This window comes from Haloferax sp. Q22 (assembly GCF_001482285.1).
Lineage (GTDB): Archaea > Halobacteriota > Halobacteria > Halobacteriales > Haloferacaceae > Haloferax.
On sequence record NZ_LOEP01000056.1, the window covers coordinates 132,320 to 149,011 of the forward strand.

The window sequence follows — 16,692 nt, forward strand, 5'->3', positions numbered from 1 at the left end:
CCACACAGAACCATGAGCGTACTCAACACCGTTCCCTTCGAAAAGTTCCACGGCACCGGAAACGACTTCTTCGTCGTCGACGCAGACGATCCGGTCCCGGATCGCCCCGCCTTCGCCCGCACCCACTGCGACCGCGAGGCCGGAATCACCCTGAGCGAGAGCGAGCGCCGCGGCGCAGACGGCGTCCTGTTTCTCGCGCTCGAATCGCGATACGACCCGCCGCGGGTCGTCATGACCCTCGTCCAGCCCGACGGCTCCGTCGCCGCCATGTGCGGCAACGGCGCTCGCGTCGCGGCCGCGTGGGCCGCCGAGCGAACCGGCACGAACGAAGTCATGATAGACACGCCCGCCGGCACCCGCCGCGCGAGCCTCGACGGCACCGACGTGACCGTCGAGATGGGCGTCCCCTCCTTTTCCCCACGGGACGTGCCGCTCGCGGCCGACGACGAACTCGTCGAGACCGAGGTCGAGGGGCTGACCGTCACGGCCGTCAACACGGGCGTCCCCCACGCCGTCGCCTTCGTCGACGACGTGGACGCCGTGGACCTCGAATCGGTCGCCCCCGCCGTCCGCCACGCGTCGGTGTTCCCCGAGGGCGCGAACGTCACGCTCGCCTCCCCCGACGGCGAGGGGGGCTTCCGACAGCGCACCTTCGAGCGCGGCGTCGAGGGCGAGACGCAGTCCTGCGGCACCGGCGCGGTCGCCGTCGTCGCGGCCGCGAAGCGACTCGGACACGTCTCCGGTGACGACCCCGTAACCGTCACCCCGCCGGGCGGCGCGCTCTCCGTGACCGTCCCCGACGAGGGGTCGGCGCTCCTCGGCGGCCCGGCCGTCTACGAGGGCGACGGCGAGGCCGACATCGTCTTCCGCGAGCGATGAGCGGCGACGCCGACGGGTTCGACCCCGTGGCGTTCCTCGAACGGGCCGTCCCCGTCGCGTCGAACGACGACGTGGGCGAGATGCGCGACCTGCTGGTCGAGACGCTCGAAGCCGAGGGTGTCAGTCCGACTGTGGACGACGCCGGCAACACCGTCGCCTCGAAGGGAGCGGCGGAGCCGACGACGCACCTCGTCCTCAATACGCACATCGACACCGTCTCGCCGCACGTCCCGTACGAACGCGACGAGGGAGTCATCCGCGGCCGCGGCTCCTGCGACGCGAAAGGACCGCTCGCGGCGCTTCTCTCGGCGTTCTTCGCCGCCGACCCCGGTCCCGACGCCCGAGTGACGCTCGCCATCACGCCCGACGAGGAACTCCTCTCGACGGGCGCGGCCGCTCTCGACCTCGACGGAGACATGTACATCGTCGGCGAACCGACCGGCCTCGACGTCTGTACGGCCGCGAAAGGTCGGTTCGAGGGGACGGTGTCGCTGTCCGGCGTCGCCGCGCACGCGGCCGAGCCGCAGTCGGGGAGCAACGCCGTGGACGCGCTCGCGCCGGTCCTCGACGCCCTCCGGTCGTTCGACGACGACCGCGAGTCCCACCCCGAACTCGGAGCGGCGACGCTGACGCCGACGATGGTCGACGGCGGCGCGAACTCGAATCAGGTGCCCGCCGACTGCCGACTCGTGGTCGACCGCCGGAGCGTCCCGCCGGAGACGGCCGACGGTTTCCGCGAGGAACTCCAATCGACGCTTCGGGCCGTCGTCCCCGACGACGTTGGCGTCGACTTCGCGCTCACGGAGCGCCCGACACCGTTCCTCGAAGCGTTCGCGACCGACCCCGACCACGAACTCGTGACGACGCTCGCCGCCGCCTCCCGAGACGCCGGCGGCCGGGCGGACGTTCGGCCCTTTACGGCCGCGACCGAGGCCTCCTACTTCTCTCCCGCGCCCGTCGTCGTCTTCGGGCCCGGCGACCTCGCCGACGACGAGGGCGCGGTCGCGCACGCCGACAGGGAGTACGTGCGTACCGACGACGTGCGAACCGCGGCCGCCGCGCTCACCGCCGCCGTCGCCGCGCTCACCGCCTAACTGTTAATTAATCAAAACGTACTTGTTGTCCGAACGATACGTTTCGGACGATGCGCCCTCCCCACCTCGTCGTCGTCCTCCTCGTCGTGGTCGCGCTCTCGCTTCCGGGAGCCGTCGCCGCCGACGGCACCGTTATCGACCACTCCGGCGAGGGACTCACTCTCGACGCGGCCGATGGCGAACGTATTCACGGTTCGACCCCGTTCGAGTCCGGGACGCTCATCGGCGTCCGCGTGCAGTCCGTCGGTGACACCCACTCGTTCCTCGTTTCGAGGATCGTCCGCGTCGGCGAAAACGGCACGTTCGACGTGACGTTCGACCTCTCGGGGCTGTCTCAGCTCCGCGGCGGTCCGGTTCGAGTCTCGATTCGCCACAACCAGCAGGCCATCTACCAAGAAAACGCCACGCTCGTGACGTACGACATGCCCGGTAACTCGACGCTCACGCCCGACGTCGAGACCACGGAGACGACGACCGAAACCGCCCAGCCGTCGACGGCGACGGCGACGTCAACCGATTCGCTGTCCGGGTTCGAGGTGCCCGGCTTCGGCGCCGGTGCGGGCGTCGTCGCGCTCTGCCTCGCCTCGATCGCCGCGTACGCCCGGTTCTAACAGCCCGTCGCCCGGCCTCGCGCCGGCCTCGCGCCGGAGTTCCGGAACGCAACGCCCTTTTCCCACCCGTTCCTGTGTCGGCGTATGTACGAGGCGGTCTACGCACACCCCGACGGCGAGAGCACGGCCAGTCGCGCCGCCGTCGCCGCCGGTCGGTACGACTACGACGGCGTCGTCGTCCGCGCGCTCGACGCCAGCCCCGACTACGACCGCCTCCGCGACGCCCTCGATGTGGACCTCGTCGACGCCGTCGAAATCGACGCGTCGAACCCGGAGCGCGCCAGCGGCGCGGTCGGGAACTACCGCCCGCAGCGCGAACTACTCATCCTCCGCGGCGGCACGAACGCGCTCAACCGCTTCGCCGTCGAACAGCCGCGAGTCGACGTGCTCTCGCGTCCGATGGAGGGCAACGGCAACTTCAACCACGTCCTCGCCAAGGCCGCCCGCGACAACGGCGTCCGCGTCGAGTTCGACTTCGGGCCGGTGCTCCGAAGCGACGGGGGGACTCGCGTGCAGGCCATCTCGGCCCTTCGAAAGCTCCGAGAACTCGTCGAGTACTACGACGCCCCGTACGTCGTCTCCGCGACCCCGTCGTCGCACCTCCAACTGCGGAGCCCCCGCGAGTTGGCGGGACTGGGCGAGGTCATCGGCTTCGACCGCGAGCAGGTGCTCGACGGCCTCCGCGAGTGGGGCCGCCTCGCGGCGCGCAACCGCGAGCGCATGTCCGAGTCGTTCATAGCCCCCGGCGTCAAACGGGGACGATATGAAGAAGACGATTGAGGAACACGCCGCCCGCTTTTCCCACATCGCCGCGGAGTACGACGATTCGCAAGACAGCGATGAGTACCGCGCGTGCGTCTCGCTCGTCGTTCACTACGCCGACCCCTCTCCCGAGGACGTGGTCCTCGACCTCGGCACCGGCACGGGCGCTATCGCCCTCGCGCTCGCCCCCGACGCGAAGCGCGTCGTCGGCCGCGACATCAGCGAGGGGATGCTCGAACAGGCCCGCGCCAAAGCCGCCGAAGTCGGCATCGAGAACGTCGAGTTCGGTGAGGGCCGGTTCCGCGAACCGAACGTGGACGACGACGAGCAGGTGGACATCGTGGTCACGAACTTCGCCATGCACCACCTCTCGGACGAAGAGAAACGCGAGGCCATCAACGTCATCGCCGACCTCGAACCGCGCCGGTTCGTCCTTGGCGACGTGATGTTCTTCGGGACGCCCGACCCCGACGAGCCGTTCTACTCGCCCGAGGTGGACGACCCCGCGACTGTCGGCTTCCTCGCCGACGCGCTCACGGACGCCGGATTCGTCCTCACAGCCGTCGAGTCCGTCCACGAACAGGTGGGCGTCCTCGTCGCCGAGCGAGCGCCGAACGCCGACGAGTGAGCTGAGCCGATGAAACACCTGCCCAAACACCTCCGGCCGCGACGGCGCTACCTCGCCGTCGAAGTCGAGACGTGGCCCGACGCAGACCTCGCCCGCGGGCCGTTCCAGCGCGAGCTCTGGTACGCCGCGCAGAACCTCTACGGCGACGCCGGGAGCGCCGACGCCGACCTGACCGTCCTCGGGTTCGACTACGACGACGGCATCGCCGAGACCATCGTCCGCGCCCGTCGCGGTCACGTCGAGGAAGCCCGGGCCGCGCTCGCCTGCATCGACGCCGTCGGCGGCGACCCAGTCGGGGTGAGAGTGCGAGGCGTCTCGGGGACAGTGCGTGCCTGTTCGGAAAGGTATTTACACGGCCGGGCCGGAATTTCTGAGGAGAGAACCGTCGTGTTCGAGAACGAATCCCGAACCGCTGTCGTCCGCGACTCACTCTTGGACGTCGGCGGTTCGGACGGGTTCACGGGCGCGACGCAACTCGATTTCGAGTGATATTCCATGCAGGGACAAGCGCAACAACAGGCGTACGACCGCGGGATTACGATCTTCTCGCCGGATGGTCGACTCTATCAGGTCGAATACGCTCGTGAGGCCGTCAAGCGCGGCACCGCGAGCATCGGCGTTCGAACGCCCGAGGGCGTCGTCCTCGCGGCGGACAAACGCTCTCGCTCGCCGCTGATGGAGCCGACGAGCGTCGAGAAGATTCACAAGGCGGACGACCACATCGGCATCGCAAGCGCCGGCCACGTCGCCGACGCCCGCCAGCTCATCGACTTCGCCCGCCGCCAGTCGCAGGTCAACCGCCTCCGCTACGGCGAACCCATCGGCATCGAGACGCTGACCAAGGAAGTCACCGACCACATCCAGCAGTACACGCAGGTCGGTGGCGCGCGCCCGTTCGGCGTCGCGCTCCTCATCGGCGGCGTCGAAAACGGTACGCCCCGCCTCTACGAGACGGACCCCTCGGGGACTCCCTACGAGTGGAAGGCCGTCTCCATCGGGGCCGACCGCGGCGACCACCAAGAGCACCTCGAAGAGAACTTCCGCGACGACCTGACCCTCGACGAGGGCATCGAACTCGCGCTCGAAGCCATCGCCTCGACCAGCGAGGAGGGCACTGCGCCCGACGGCGTCGACGTGGCGACCGTCTCCGCGGAGACCGAGCGCTTCGTCGAACTGTCTAACGACGAAATCGAGAGCTACCTCGAAGCCAACGACCTGTTGGCGACCGAGGACGACGAACAGTCCGAAGAGTAAGCCGCGTCCCGCGGTTTCCCTTCTCGCGCGTTCTTCTCCGACCCCCGCCCGGCGAGCGACTGCGCCGTCGTCTCGGTCGCGACGGGGAGCGGTCGCGTCGCTCGCGGTCGGAACGCGAGTCGAGATACGGAAACAGAAGCGGAATAGAACCGAGACCGCAGTCGGTTATCGGGGTCTCAAACGAGAGGGCGGACGGCTCAGTACTCCTCGTAGGCGAGGTTCATGAGCCACTGCGAGAAGGCGTTGCTGTTGGCGTTGATCTCCTCTTCGCCGATGAGGGGAGACAGCATGTCGCCCGCCATCAGCATCGAGAAGTCGAGGTCGCGCGCGGCGGGTTCGAGGTAGTAGGTGGTGTGTCCGTTGTAGACGGTCTCGGTCCGCTTGATGAGACCGAGCGACTCCAGCACCTCGGCGATTCGGCTCCCCTTCCGGGAGGAGATATCGAGTTCTTTCCAGAAGTCGCTCTGGTGGATGCCGCCCGACTCGCGGATGAGTTCCAGTCCCGCGTGCTCGTCGGAAGAAAGGTCTTGCTCGGCTTCGCTCGCGCTCATACCACCTACACGTCGTGCGAGCGGTTTAATCCTGACGTTCGACCGGTTCGAAGGCGGTCTGACACGGCGGGCCGTCGGCGAATTCGTACGCGAATTCCGCCTCGCCGAGCGTGATGACCGACGACGAGCGCGTGCCGAACCGACCCTCCGGGTCGTGGACGCAGACGCCGAAGTCGTGGTCGCCCAGCGCCGCCTTCGCCCGCTCGCGCCACGCCGTCACCGACTCGCTCGGGCCGGGCTGAAGCGCCTCCTCTAGCCGCCGGGCGTTGTCGGCCTGCCGCTCCCCCACCTCGGGGCGTCGCTCCGGGACGAACCACGAGTCGGGCGTGCCGACGTTGACGACGACGCGAACGCCGGGGTCGAAGTTCCGAACCGACAGGCTTCCGTCCCACTCGAAGAACAGCGCGGCGTTCTCGTCGGCGACGACGAGGTTGAAGCCATCGTAGGTGTGGTCCTCGACCGCGCGTTCGACGAACCGGGCGGCGTCCTCGGCGGTCTCGTGACGGAGCGCGTCGCGGACGAGGTGGCCTCGGGAGCGCTCGCCGCCGCCCGCGACCTCGACCCAGCGGTTGGTGATGCCGACGAAGACGCCGGCGTCGTTGTAGCCGACCCACGTCCCGCCCGCCTCGGCGTCCCGCGGAGCGACGATTTCGGGACCGTCGCCGTCGTCCCACCGCCGGGGCGGTTCGGCGGGCCTGCCGAGTTGCTCGTCGCGGTTGGCGGCGACGACGACCGGCGCGTCCTCGAACACCTGCCACGCGAGGATGAGTGTGCACACGAGGTGGGAGTAGGCACTCGGCGCAGAAAAACACCGGTTCCGTCTCGGGGTCTGAACGTCCGGGGAACTCACTCGTCGGACCGCTCATCGAGTCGCGCTTCCAGTTCAGCCACTCGGCGTTCGAGGTCCCGCCGCGGTTCGAGCACCCACGAGGCGAGCGCGTTCGCGGCGAGGCCGCCGACGAAGAGCAGTATCAACAGGAGCGGAATCACGATAACCAGAACGTGCGGGAACTCCGTCGGAAGCCAGTACGGGAGGAGAGACATACACGAGTCGAATCGGTGATCTGACAAAAAGTCGTCGTCGGCCGCCGGGCGTCGGTTCTCAGTCCTCGCTCTCGGAGCCGTCTTCGAACCGGGTCGGGTCCCGCGAGGCGAGCGCGACGTTCACGGCCGCGACGTTCTCCGGCACGTCGTGGACGCGGACGATGTCGGCCCCGCGGTCGGCGGCGATGGCCGTGCCCGCGACGGTCGCCGCGAGGTTGTCGCCCGGTTTCTCGCCGACGAGCGAGAACATCGACTTGTGGGAGTGGCCGACGAGAATCGGACAGCCGAGCGCGGCGAACTCGTCGGCGCGTCCGAGGAGTTCGAAGTTCTCGGCCTTCGACTTCCCGAAGCCGAGACCGGGGTCGACGATGAGATTCCGACGCGGGATGCCCGCCTTCTCGGCGAGTAACACCAGTTCGGTCAGTTCGTCGATAACGTCCTCGACCACGTCGTCGTAGTCCACCTCGCGGTCCGGGTCGACCGGCGCGTCGATGCTGTGCATCACGATGACCGGCGCGTCGCGTTCGGCCGCGAGGAAGCGCATCTCGGGGTCTTCGAGACCGGTCACGTCGTTGAGGATGTCCGCGCCGGCGTCGAGGGCGGCCTCGCCGACGGCCGCCTTGCGTGTGTCTACGGAGACGAGCACGTCGAGGTCGGCGATGGCTTCGATGACGGGCGCGACGCGGCGAATCTCCTCGTCGATGGGGACCTCTTCCGCGCCGGGGCGGGTACTCTCGCCGCCCACGTCGATGATGTCCACGCCGGCGTCGACCATCGCCTGCGCCTGCTCGACGGCGTCGTCGATGTCGTAGAACTCCCCGCCGTCGTGGAAGCTGTTCGGCGTCACGTTCAGGATACCCATGACGGCCGTGTCGTCGTCCCACGGGTAGTCGTCGGCGTCGCCGCCGGTCGCGCCGCCCTCGTCGCCTTCGCTACTGCCGTCCGCGTCGAGCGCTTCCCGAATCTCGGCTGCGACCCCCGCGAGCGCGTACGGGCGGGCTTCGAGTGCCGCCGTCAGTCGCTCGAACTGGTCGAGCGTCCCGGTCAGGACCACGTCGACGAGTTCGCCGCCGAACTCGTGACCCGAGACGGCGCAGTCGCCGCCGACGGACAGCAGTTCCTCACGGAGCACTCGGGCCTGTCGGCGTTGGACGCGGGTGTGGACCGTTCGGTTGACCGCCCGCTTCGCGCGCTCGCTCCGGTCGGCGGCGTCGGCGACGTTCGCACGGTCCAGAGTCCGACGGGCGTCGTCGAGAGTTCGGTGGGCCTTCGGGACAACCGCCCGCGTCCACGTCGTGCGGGCCTCGGCGACGACGTACAGCGAACCGACGACGAGTACGCAGTCGTCGGGGTCGGCGCGGGCGCGCGCCCGGTCGAGCGCCGAGGCGACCGCGCCGCCGGTCTCGACTGCGGGACCATCGAGTCGCCCGAAGACGGACGACAGAATCTCGGGGTCTTCGCCGCGCGAGATGTCGGCCTTGCAGGTGACGACGGACGCGACCTCCGGGAGCGCCCCGACCATCTCGCTGTGGTCCTTGTCGTGCATCGCGCCGTAGACCAGGTGGAGGTCGTCGTAATCGAACTCGTCGAGGACGGTGGCGACCTGCGCGCAGGCGTCGGGGTTGTGCGCGCCGTCGAGGATGACCGTCGGCTCCGTGCCCATGACCTCGAACCGACCCGGCCAGTGGGCGTTTCGGAGGCCGCGGTGAATCGCCTCCTCGCTGATGTCGGGGCGGACCTGCCGAGCGAGCGAGACGGCGATGCCGGCGTTTCGTGCTTGATAGGCACCCAAAAGCGGGATTCGAACGTCCAGCGTCTCGTCGTCGGTCTCGACGGTGACGGCGGCCTCCTGGTGGTTGACGCGGCCGCCGTAGGCGGCGCGAACGTCGGCGTCAGAGTCGGCGTCGCCGACGGTCAGCACGTCGCCGACCTCCTCGCGGATGACCGACAGCGCCTCGCCGGTCGCCCCGGTCACGAGCGGCGCGTCGGCGGGCGCGACGGCGGCTTTCGTCTTCGCGATTTCCGCGACGGTGTCGCCGAGGACGGCGGTGTGTTCGAGCGAGACGTTGGTGACGGCGCTGGCGACCGGGTCGACCGCGCTCGTCGCGTCGAGTTCGCCACCCATCCCGACTTCGAGGACCGCCACGTCCACGTCCGCGCGGTCGAAGTACCACAGCGCGAGCGCGGTCACGGTCTCGAAGAAAGTCAGCGGCTCGCCGTCGGCGGCCCGCTCGACGAGATACGGTTTGGCTTCGGCCACGAACGTCGACAGCGCGGACTTCGGAATCTTCCGGCCGTCGACGCGGATTCGCTCTCGCACGTCGTCGAAGTGCGGCGAGGTGTAGAGGCCGACGTGCGCGCCCGACTCGCGCAGCATCGCGTCGACCATCCGGGCGGTGCTTCCTTTGCCGTTCGACCCCGCGACCTGCACGAACGACACGTCTTCGTGGGGGTCGCCGAGGTGAGAGAGCAACCGCTGAATCGACTCAGTCCCCGGCTTGACCTGAAACCGCCGGAGGTCGAAAAGGAAGTTCACCGCCTCGTGGTACTCCATACGCGTGAGAAACCGGACGGTGGGCTTAGGCCTAACGCTCCACGTCACTCCTGCGACACGACGCCGGCTTCCGGAGCACTCCACCCGACGCGGCGCGCGGCGGGTGGCGGCGGCGCCTGTGAGCGCTTCGAAGCGTCACCCGAGCACCCCTGAAGCGCCGGTGTCAGTCGATATGAACGACAAGTACCGGGCGCTTCGCGTTCTCGATGACGCGCTCTGTGACGCTCCCGAGCGACGTGAGTTTGTCGCGGCCGGTCCGTCCGTGGGTCCCCATCACGACCACGTCGACGTCGTGTTCGTCGGCGTAGTCGAGGATGACCCGGTGGGGAACGCCGTCCCGAACCGCCGTCGTCGCCGAGGCCTTCCCCTCGCACTTCTCGGCGCACCGCTCGACCGCCTGTACCGCGTCGTCGCGGAGCGACTGGATGACCGCGTCCTGTTGGTCGCCGCCGGCGGCGAGGTACACCCGCTGGTCGACGACCGACAGCACGTGAATCTTCGACTCCGCGTCGGCGAGTTCAAGCGCGTGCTCGATTGCCTGCATCGTCCCCTCGCTCCCGTCGGTCGGCACCAGGATGTCTTCGTACATACCTCTGTGTTCGCCTCGCCGACACTTGAAGGGACACCGTCGGTGTTAGGTCGTGAGAACGGACGGCCCGTGAAGAAAGCGAGGTCCTGAGAACAGGAGACAGACGTTCCATCGCTCCGCTCAGTCGTGTCTCAAATCGCGCGAGACTCGTACCGCTCGTCTCGCTGACTTCCGTCACTTCTTCACGCTGTTCAGTCGTGGCGGAAGCACCGTGTCCGCGCTACCCGCGGCCACGAGTTTCCGTCACTAATCGTGACGGAAACACCGGTGCACTCGCATTGCTCGTGCATCGAGCTGTAGACGCTCCTTCGTTTCACTCAGTCGTGTCTAAAGCACCGCTGGCCGGTGAAGACCATCGCAATCCCGCGCTCGTCGCAGGCCTCGATGACCTCCTCGTCGTTCACCGAGCCGCCGGGCTGGATGACCGCCTCGATGCCCGCGTCGGCCGCCTTCTCCACGCCGTCCGGGAACGGGAAGAACGCGTCGGAGGCCATCACGGCACCCTGCGCGTCCTTGCCCTCAGCGTGTTCTTCGGCCTTCATCGCGGCGAGTTCGACTGCATCGACGCGGGAGACCTGCCCCATGCCGACGCCGACCGTCTCGGTGCCCTTGGCGAAGAGAATCCCGTTGGACTTCACGTGCTTCAGCACCTTCCACGCGAACAGCATCGTCTCCAACTGCTCGTCGGTCGGCTCCGTCTCGGTGACGACTTCGAGGTCGTCCAGCGTCGGCGTCCAGAGGTCGCGCTCCTGGACGAGTCGCCCGCCGACGAGCGCTTTTTCCGTGTAGGTCTCGGTGCGCTCGCCGAGTTCGCCAACATCGAGGACGCGGAGATTTTTCTTCTCGGTGAGCACGTCGAGCGCGTCGTCGGTGTAGCCGGGCGCGACGACGACTTCCTTGAACGAGTCGATGATGAGTTCCGCAGTCTCGGCGTCGCACTCGCGGTTGAGTGCGACGATGCCACCGAAGGCGCTCATCGGGTCGGTGGCGAGGGCGTCGGCGTAGGCCTCCGCGAGCGTGTCGGCGGTGGCGCAGCCGGCGGGGTTCGTGTGCTTGATGACCGCCGCGGCGGGCTCGTCGAACTCCTTGATGATGTTGAGCGCGCCGTCGGCGTCGTTGTAGTTGTTGTACGACAGCCCCTTCGCGCCCTCGTTGAGCTGGGGCGCGCCGACGACCGACGCCTCGTCGCACGTCTCGTCCACGTAGACGGCGGCGTCCTGGTGCGGGTTCTCGCCGTACCGGAGTTCGTCGTAGCGGTCCTCGGAGGTGACGCGGCGCTCGGGGAGGCCGGCGTCAACGTCGCCCTCGACGGTGACGGTGTCGTCTTCGACCGTCACGCGGCCCTCGGCGAACCAGCGGACTGCGCGCGGGTAGGCCTTGAACTCGGCGTCGTAGAGGACGCGCGATTTGAGGTCGTCCGCGTCGTCGTCGGTGTACACCGGGACGGCTTCCTGTGTGACGATGGGGCCGGCGTCGACCTCCTCGTTGACGACGTGGACCGTACAGCCGGTCGTCTTGACGCCGGCGTCGAGCACCTGCTCGTGGGCGTCCATGCCGGGGAACGCGGGGAGCAGCGACGGATGGACGTTGAGCGTCGTCGGCGCGGCGTCGAGGAACGTCGAAGTGAGCACGCGCATGTAGCCGTCGAGACAGACGATATCGAAGTCGTAGTCCGCGAGGGCGTCGAGGATGCGCTCCTCGTGGGACTCGCGGGACTCGTCGTCGCCGCGTTCGACGACTTCGCTGGGGATGCCGTGTTCGTCAGCCCAATCGAGGACGGGCGCGTCGGCGCGGTTCGAGACGACGACGCCGAGTGCCGCCCCGCCGGGGGCGCGGTCGGCGATGTTGCGCAGGTTTCGTCCGCGGTTGCTCGCGAGACCGGCGATGGTTACCATGTGAGAAAGGGGACTCGCAGCCCTCAAAGTGGTTGCGGTCCTCGACGGCAATATATACTCGATTGTGTATATGTGGGGCGGAACGTAGCCGCAGAGTGCGGCTGAGTAGGCACACTTGTGCGCAAGTATCGCCTCCGCGGCGGCGACGAATCCCCGGCGTTTAACCTCCCCCATCGTGACGACTCAGACATGACCGACGCCGACCGGTACGACCCGCTGTACGCGGTGTCCCCGCTCGACGGGCGATACGCCTCCCGAACCGCACCCCTCGCGCCGCACGTGAGCGAGGCCGCCCTCATGCGCGCCCGCGTAGAAGTCGAAGTGGAGTACCTCCTCGCGCTCGCCGACCTCGACGCGACGCCGCTTTCGTTCGCCGAGTCCGAGCGCGCCGACCTCCGGGCGCTCTACGAGGGGTTCGACGCCGACGACGCCGACCTCGTGAAGCGACTCGAAGTCGAGGGCGCGGCGGGCTTCTCGGCGACGAATCACGACGTGAAGGCCGTCGAGTACTTCATCCGCACCGAGACCAACGAGTCGGTCCACCCGTGGATTCATTTCGGCCTCACCTCCGAGGACGTGAACAACCTCGCCCAGCGCCTCATGGTGAAGGGCGCGGTCGAGGAAGTCATCGTACCCGAACTCCGCGACACCCGCGATGAACTCGTCTCGCTCGCGCGGGAGTTCCGCGACGTGCCCATGCTCGCGCGGACCCACGGCCAGCCCGCGACGCCGACGACGTTCGGCAAGGAGATGGCCGTCTACGCCGCCCGCCTCGGTCGGACGCTCGCCCGCGTCGAGGCCGCGACCGACGACCTCGCAGGCAAGCTCGCGGGCGCGTCGGGCGTCTACGCCGCCCACGTCGCCGCCTACCCCGACGTTGACTGGCGGGCGTTCTCCCGCGAGTTCGTCGGGTCGCTCGGCCTCGACCACACCGCGCTCGCCACGCAGGTCAACCCCTGCGACGACCTCGCGGCGCTGTTCGACGCCGTCCGCGGCGTCAACAACGTCCTCGTCGACCTCGACCGCGACGCATGGCTGTACGTCTCCGACCGCTATCTCGGACAGGAGGCCGTCGAGGGCGAAACCGGCTCCTCGACGATGCCGCACAAGGTCAACCCCATCGACTTCGAGAACTCCGAGGGCAACCTCTCGAAGGCCAACGCGGACCTGACGTTCCTCGCCGACTACGTGACGACCTCGCGCCTCCAGCGCGACCTCTCGGACTCCACGGTCAAGCGCAACGTCGGCGCGGCGTTCGCCCACTGCCTCATCGGCTACAAGAAGACCCAGACCGGCCTCGGAAAGGTCGTCCCGAACGAGCAGGTCATGCGCGACGAACTCGACGACACGCCGGCCATCATCGGCGAGGCCGTCCAGACGATTCTCCGCCGCGAGGGCGACACGCAGGCCTACGAGCGGGTGAAGGAACTCACCCGCGGCCGCGAAGTGACCCTCGACGACTTCCACGACCTGTTTGCGGACCTCGACGTGGACGAGGAGACCCGTGAGGAACTGCTCGCGCTCACGCCCGCGACGTACGTCGGTCTCGCGGACGAACTCGTCGACGACATCGACAACTGAACTGCCTGTCGAGTCGTCGGGTCGGCAGGTAGCGGCCCGACGAAGTGACGCGTCCTTTTTCTGCGGTCAGTCGAACGCGCCGCTGAGCCGAGCGAGCGTCAGGAGAAAACCGAAACCGCCTCAGAAGCCGATGGGCACGGGATATCGGCTTCGGCGCGGTTCGGGCACGGGTTCGGCGAGCGCCGGCACGGGTGGGCTGGACAGGCTGGTCCGCGCGGCGCGGTTCGTCATGGGCTGGTGCGACGACGCAGGGCGCTCACCGTGGCTGAATTATTTACTCATCATAGAATAAGTCTTTTGGTGGGGTGGTGCATTGGTGGGGGTATGAAAGCAATCGCCGTCAAGCGCGGGGAAGACAAGCCGGTCGTCATCGAGAAGCCGCGACCGGAACCCGACGCCGGGGAGGCGCTCGTCCGAACGCTTCGGGTCGGCGTGGACGGGACGGACCACGAGGTCATCGCCGGCGGTCACGGGGGGTTCCCCGAGGGCGAAGACCATCTCGTGCTCGGCCACGAGGCGGTCGGCATCGTCGTCGACCCGAACGACACCGAACTGGAGGAAGGCGACATCGTCGTGCCGACGGTCCGCCGCCCGCCGGCGTCGGGGACGAACGAGTACTTCGAGAAGGACCAACCCGACATGGCCCCCGACGGGATGTACGCCGAACGCGGCATCGTCGGCGCGCACGGGTTCATGTCCGAGTACTTCACCAGCCCATCGGACTATCTCGTCCGCATCCCGCGCTCGCAGGCCGAACTCGGCTTCCTCATCGAGCCCATCTCCATCACCGAGAAGGCCCGAGAGCACGCCTACGCGAGCCGTTCCGCGTTCGACTGGAACCCCTCGTCGGCGCTCGTCCTCGGCAACGGGAGCCTCGGACTCCTGACGCTCGCCATGCTGAAAGCCGACGATAAGGGCTACGAGGACCTCTACTGCCTCGGTCGGCGCGACCGCCCCGACCCGACTATCGACATCATGGAGAAACTCGGCGCGACCTACGTCGACTCCCGCGAGACCTCGGTCGAAGAGATTCCGGGTGCGCACGAGGAGATGGACTTCATCTACGAGGCGACCGGGTTCCCCAAACACGCCATCCAGTCGGTGCAAGCGCTCGCGCCGAACGGCGTCGCCGCGCTCCTCGGCGTCCCGAGCGACTGGGAGTTCGAGGTTGACGCCGGCGCGTTCCACCGCGAGATGGTCCTCCACAACAAGGCGCTCGTCGGCAGCGTCAACTCCCACGTCAAGCATTTCGAGGCCGCGACCGTGACGTTCACCAAGCTTCCGCGGTGGTTCCTCCGTGACCTCGTCACCGGCGTCCACCCGCTTTCGGAGTTCGAAGCAGCATTCGAAGACGACGACACCACTATAAAAACGGCCATCGAATTCGGTACTGTATGAAGAACGTCGACGACCTCATCGCCAGCGCGGCGGAGCTCGCGGACCGTGGCCTCTCGAAAGGCGAGATTGCCGACGAATTGAACGTCTCCCGCGAGACCGCAAGCTGGCTGGTCGAACGGAGCGGCGCGGCGACCGAACCCGAACCACAGGTAGAGCCCGACGGCCCCGACGACATCCACGTCGATTGGAACGCCATCGGCAGCGGCGGCAAGCGCCTCACCTACGTCGGGCGCGCGCTCGCCGACCTGCTCATGGAGACGAACGGCGAGGCCGACGTGACCGTCGGTATCGAGAAGGCTGGAGTCCCCCTCGCGACCTCCGTCTCGCGCGAACTCGAAACCACCCTCGCGGCCTACTCGCCCGCGAAACACCAGTGGGACGAAGGTGACATCGAAGACCTCGGCGGCGGCTTCTCCCGAAACTTCGCGCCCGTCGAAGGGCGCAAGTGCTTCATCGTCGACGACACGGTGACGAGTGGTACGACCCTCCGTGAGACCATCGACGCCATCCGCTCCGAGGGCGGCGAACCGCTCGCGTGCGTGGTCATCGTCGACAAGCAGGGCGTCGAAGAAATCGACGGCGTCCCCGTCCACTCGCTTATCAACGTCGTCCGCGTCGGCGAGCAGTAACACCCCACACGGGCCGCCGCACAGTCGGCGTCAGCCCTGCGGACCGAACTCACCGGCGACGCAACTCCTTTGTCCGCCCGGCGGTTACTTGGGCGCATGACGTTCCAACCGGAGAGCCTCGACCCCGAGGAAGTACAGTCCCGCGTCGACGAGGCGGTCGGGAACAACCGCGTCGTCCTGTTCATGAAGGGTAACCGCCTGATGCCGCAGTGCGGCTACTCCGCGAAGGCGGTCGACCTCATCTCCCAGTACGTCGACGAGTTCGAGACCGTCGACGTGCTTCCCGCGCTCCCGCACTACCGCGAGGCGCTCAAGGAGAAAAGCGACTGGGAGACCATCCCCCAGACGTTCGTCGACGGCGAGTTCGTCGGCGGCAGCGATATCCTCGAAGAACTCGACGAGCGCGGCGAACTCGAAGCGACGCTGACCGGCGCGAACTGACCGCCGGAAGCGACCCCGGCAAACCGCCGGACTGCGGCCCGACGCCGACTTCTTATCTCTCGCCTACCGAGAAGGGGAGGCCATATAAGCCTCGAACTCGTACATGCACACAGGTATCGCCATCCGGGTGCGCCCGCACCGTGGCTCTCGTCGATACCGAAGCCAACAATGTCAGGCCGCGTATATCGACTCCATTCGACGTTGGAACTGCCACTCGAAGACGTGATGGACTACTTCGAAAACGACCCAGAACTTCCGCCTGAGGTCGAGAACGTAGACATCACCCGCCGAAACAACACCCTCATCATCAAAGCCGTCTCCGCCGACGACAACCTCAGCAAGTACACGCCGACGGCCCAGTTGAAAGCGAGCGTGACGGAAAACCGCGTCTACGAGGAAGAGCCACCCCGAGCGGGTGCGCCCAACTGGGGAGATGAAGAAGAAGAGGAGATTCCCTCCGAACTCGTCGAGTTCGCCTGCTTCAAAGGCGACCTCGAAACCGTGCTCCAGAACACGGCGCTCCAGTACCCGATGTTCCTCGTCCTCCGCGAGATTGCGATGCTCTCGGAGAAGGGGACGCTGACCGCCATCACCGAGGAAAGCGACGAACTGCAGGCGACGCGCATCGTCGAAGGCGAGGTGCGCGCCGCCTCCGTCGAAGTCGTCGAGAACCCCCAGCAGAACGGTTCCTCGGACAGCGGAATCAACTGGCGCGACAACAAGTTCATCTCCTAAACGCGTCGTATCTCCTCATCCAGCCACCGCCGAGCCACGTGAGTCAG

At 67.7% G+C, this 16,692-nt stretch carries 18 protein-coding genes; 12 read left to right on the top strand and 6 right to left on the bottom strand.

Features of this window, described 5'->3' with window-relative positions; genetic code table 11:
- Nucleotides 1–12: 12 nt before the first annotated feature.
- The 7 genes from dapF to psmA all read left to right on the top strand — a co-directional run bounded on the left by dapF (nt 13) and on the right by psmA (nt 5,228).
- On the top strand, nt 13–879 hold the full coding sequence (gene dapF, locus AM590_RS19360; RefSeq protein ID WP_058828897.1) for a diaminopimelate epimerase: 867 nt from the start codon (nt 13–15) through the stop codon (nt 877–879).
- Complete coding sequence (locus AM590_RS19365; RefSeq protein ID WP_058828898.1) at nt 876–1,973, top strand: M20 family metallopeptidase; 1,098 nt, start codon at nt 876–878, stop codon at nt 1,971–1,973. Before dapF ends, AM590_RS19365 begins: the two co-directional genes overlap by 4 nt.
- 50 nt (nt 1,974–2,023) lie before the next feature.
- Nucleotides 2,024–2,584, top strand: a complete 561-nt coding sequence (locus AM590_RS19370; RefSeq protein WP_058828899.1) for a BGTF surface domain-containing protein — start codon at nt 2,024–2,026, stop codon at nt 2,582–2,584.
- Nucleotides 2,585–2,668: 84 nt separating this feature from the next.
- A complete protein-coding gene (locus AM590_RS19375; RefSeq protein ID WP_058828900.1) occupies nt 2,669–3,364 on the top strand; it encodes an RNase P subunit p30 family protein in 696 nt (231 codons plus the stop codon).
- Nucleotides 3,348–3,974, top strand: a complete 627-nt coding sequence (locus tag AM590_RS19380; RefSeq protein ID WP_058828901.1) for a class I SAM-dependent methyltransferase — start codon at nt 3,348–3,350, stop codon at nt 3,972–3,974. The genes AM590_RS19375 and AM590_RS19380 overlap by 17 nt, the downstream gene beginning before the upstream one ends.
- Nucleotides 3,975–3,983: 9 nt before the next feature.
- Entirely contained in the window at nt 3,984–4,463 is a 480-nt protein-coding gene (locus AM590_RS19385) for an Rpp14/Pop5 family protein (protein ID WP_058828902.1), read from the top strand.
- Between the two features lie 6 nt (nt 4,464–4,469).
- Nucleotides 4,470–5,228 carry an archaeal proteasome endopeptidase complex subunit alpha gene (gene psmA, locus AM590_RS19390; RefSeq protein ID WP_058828903.1) on the top strand — a complete coding sequence of 253 codons (759 nt, stop codon included), beginning with the start codon at nt 4,470–4,472 and terminating at the stop codon, nt 5,226–5,228.
- Nucleotides 5,229–5,425: 197 nt separating this feature from the next.
- On the opposite strand, the gene AM590_RS19395 is transcribed toward psmA, so the two are convergent.
- The 6 genes from AM590_RS19395 to purH form a co-directional block, all read right to left on the bottom strand.
- Complete coding sequence (locus AM590_RS19395) at nt 5,426–5,779, bottom strand: transcription factor (RefSeq protein ID WP_058567171.1); 354 nt, start codon at nt 5,777–5,779, stop codon at nt 5,426–5,428.
- A 25-nt stretch (nt 5,780–5,804) separates the two neighbouring features.
- Nucleotides 5,805–6,557, bottom strand: coding sequence for an NRDE family protein (locus AM590_RS19400; protein ID WP_058828904.1), 753 nt, complete (start codon nt 6,555–6,557; stop codon nt 5,805–5,807).
- Nucleotides 6,558–6,625: 68 nt separating this feature from the next.
- Entirely contained in the window at nt 6,626–6,823 is a 198-nt protein-coding gene (locus AM590_RS19405; RefSeq protein WP_058828905.1) for a hypothetical protein, read from the bottom strand.
- Between the two features lie 58 nt (nt 6,824–6,881).
- Nucleotides 6,882–9,377 (bottom strand): dihydropteroate synthase, encoded by a 2,496-nt coding sequence (gene folP, locus AM590_RS19410; protein ID WP_058828906.1) that lies wholly within the window; start codon nt 9,375–9,377, stop codon nt 6,882–6,884.
- A 163-nt stretch (nt 9,378–9,540) separates the two neighbouring features.
- Nucleotides 9,541–9,966, bottom strand: coding sequence for a universal stress protein (locus AM590_RS19415; RefSeq protein ID WP_058828907.1), 426 nt, complete (start codon nt 9,964–9,966; stop codon nt 9,541–9,543).
- Between the two features lie 317 nt (nt 9,967–10,283).
- On the bottom strand, nt 10,284–11,861 hold the full coding sequence (gene purH / locus AM590_RS19420) for a bifunctional phosphoribosylaminoimidazolecarboxamide formyltransferase/IMP cyclohydrolase (protein WP_058828908.1): 1,578 nt from the start codon (nt 11,859–11,861) through the stop codon (nt 10,284–10,286).
- A gap of 189 nt (nt 11,862–12,050) precedes the next feature.
- On the opposite strand from purH, the gene purB reads away from it, so the two are divergent.
- From purB to AM590_RS19445, 5 genes are all read left to right on the top strand, one after another.
- A complete protein-coding gene (purB, locus tag AM590_RS19425) occupies nt 12,051–13,442 on the top strand; it encodes an adenylosuccinate lyase (protein ID WP_058828909.1) in 1,392 nt (463 codons plus the stop codon).
- Nucleotides 13,443–13,766: 324 nt separating this feature from the next.
- Nucleotides 13,767–14,840 (top strand): glucose 1-dehydrogenase, encoded by a 1,074-nt coding sequence (locus AM590_RS19430; protein ID WP_058828910.1) that lies wholly within the window; start codon nt 13,767–13,769, stop codon nt 14,838–14,840.
- Nucleotides 14,837–15,469: a transcriptional regulator GfcR gene (gene gfcR, locus AM590_RS19435; RefSeq protein WP_058828911.1), complete on the top strand. Its 633-nt coding sequence runs from the start codon at nt 14,837–14,839 to the stop codon at nt 15,467–15,469. The genes AM590_RS19430 and gfcR overlap by 4 nt, the downstream gene beginning before the upstream one ends.
- 96 nt (nt 15,470–15,565) lie before the next feature.
- On the top strand, nt 15,566–15,910 hold the full coding sequence (locus AM590_RS19440; protein WP_058828912.1) for a glutaredoxin: 345 nt from the start codon (nt 15,566–15,568) through the stop codon (nt 15,908–15,910).
- Between the two features lie 168 nt (nt 15,911–16,078).
- On the top strand, nt 16,079–16,645 hold the full coding sequence (locus tag AM590_RS19445) for a hypothetical protein (protein WP_004043858.1): 567 nt from the start codon (nt 16,079–16,081) through the stop codon (nt 16,643–16,645).
- Nucleotides 16,646–16,692: the final 47 nt, after the last annotated feature.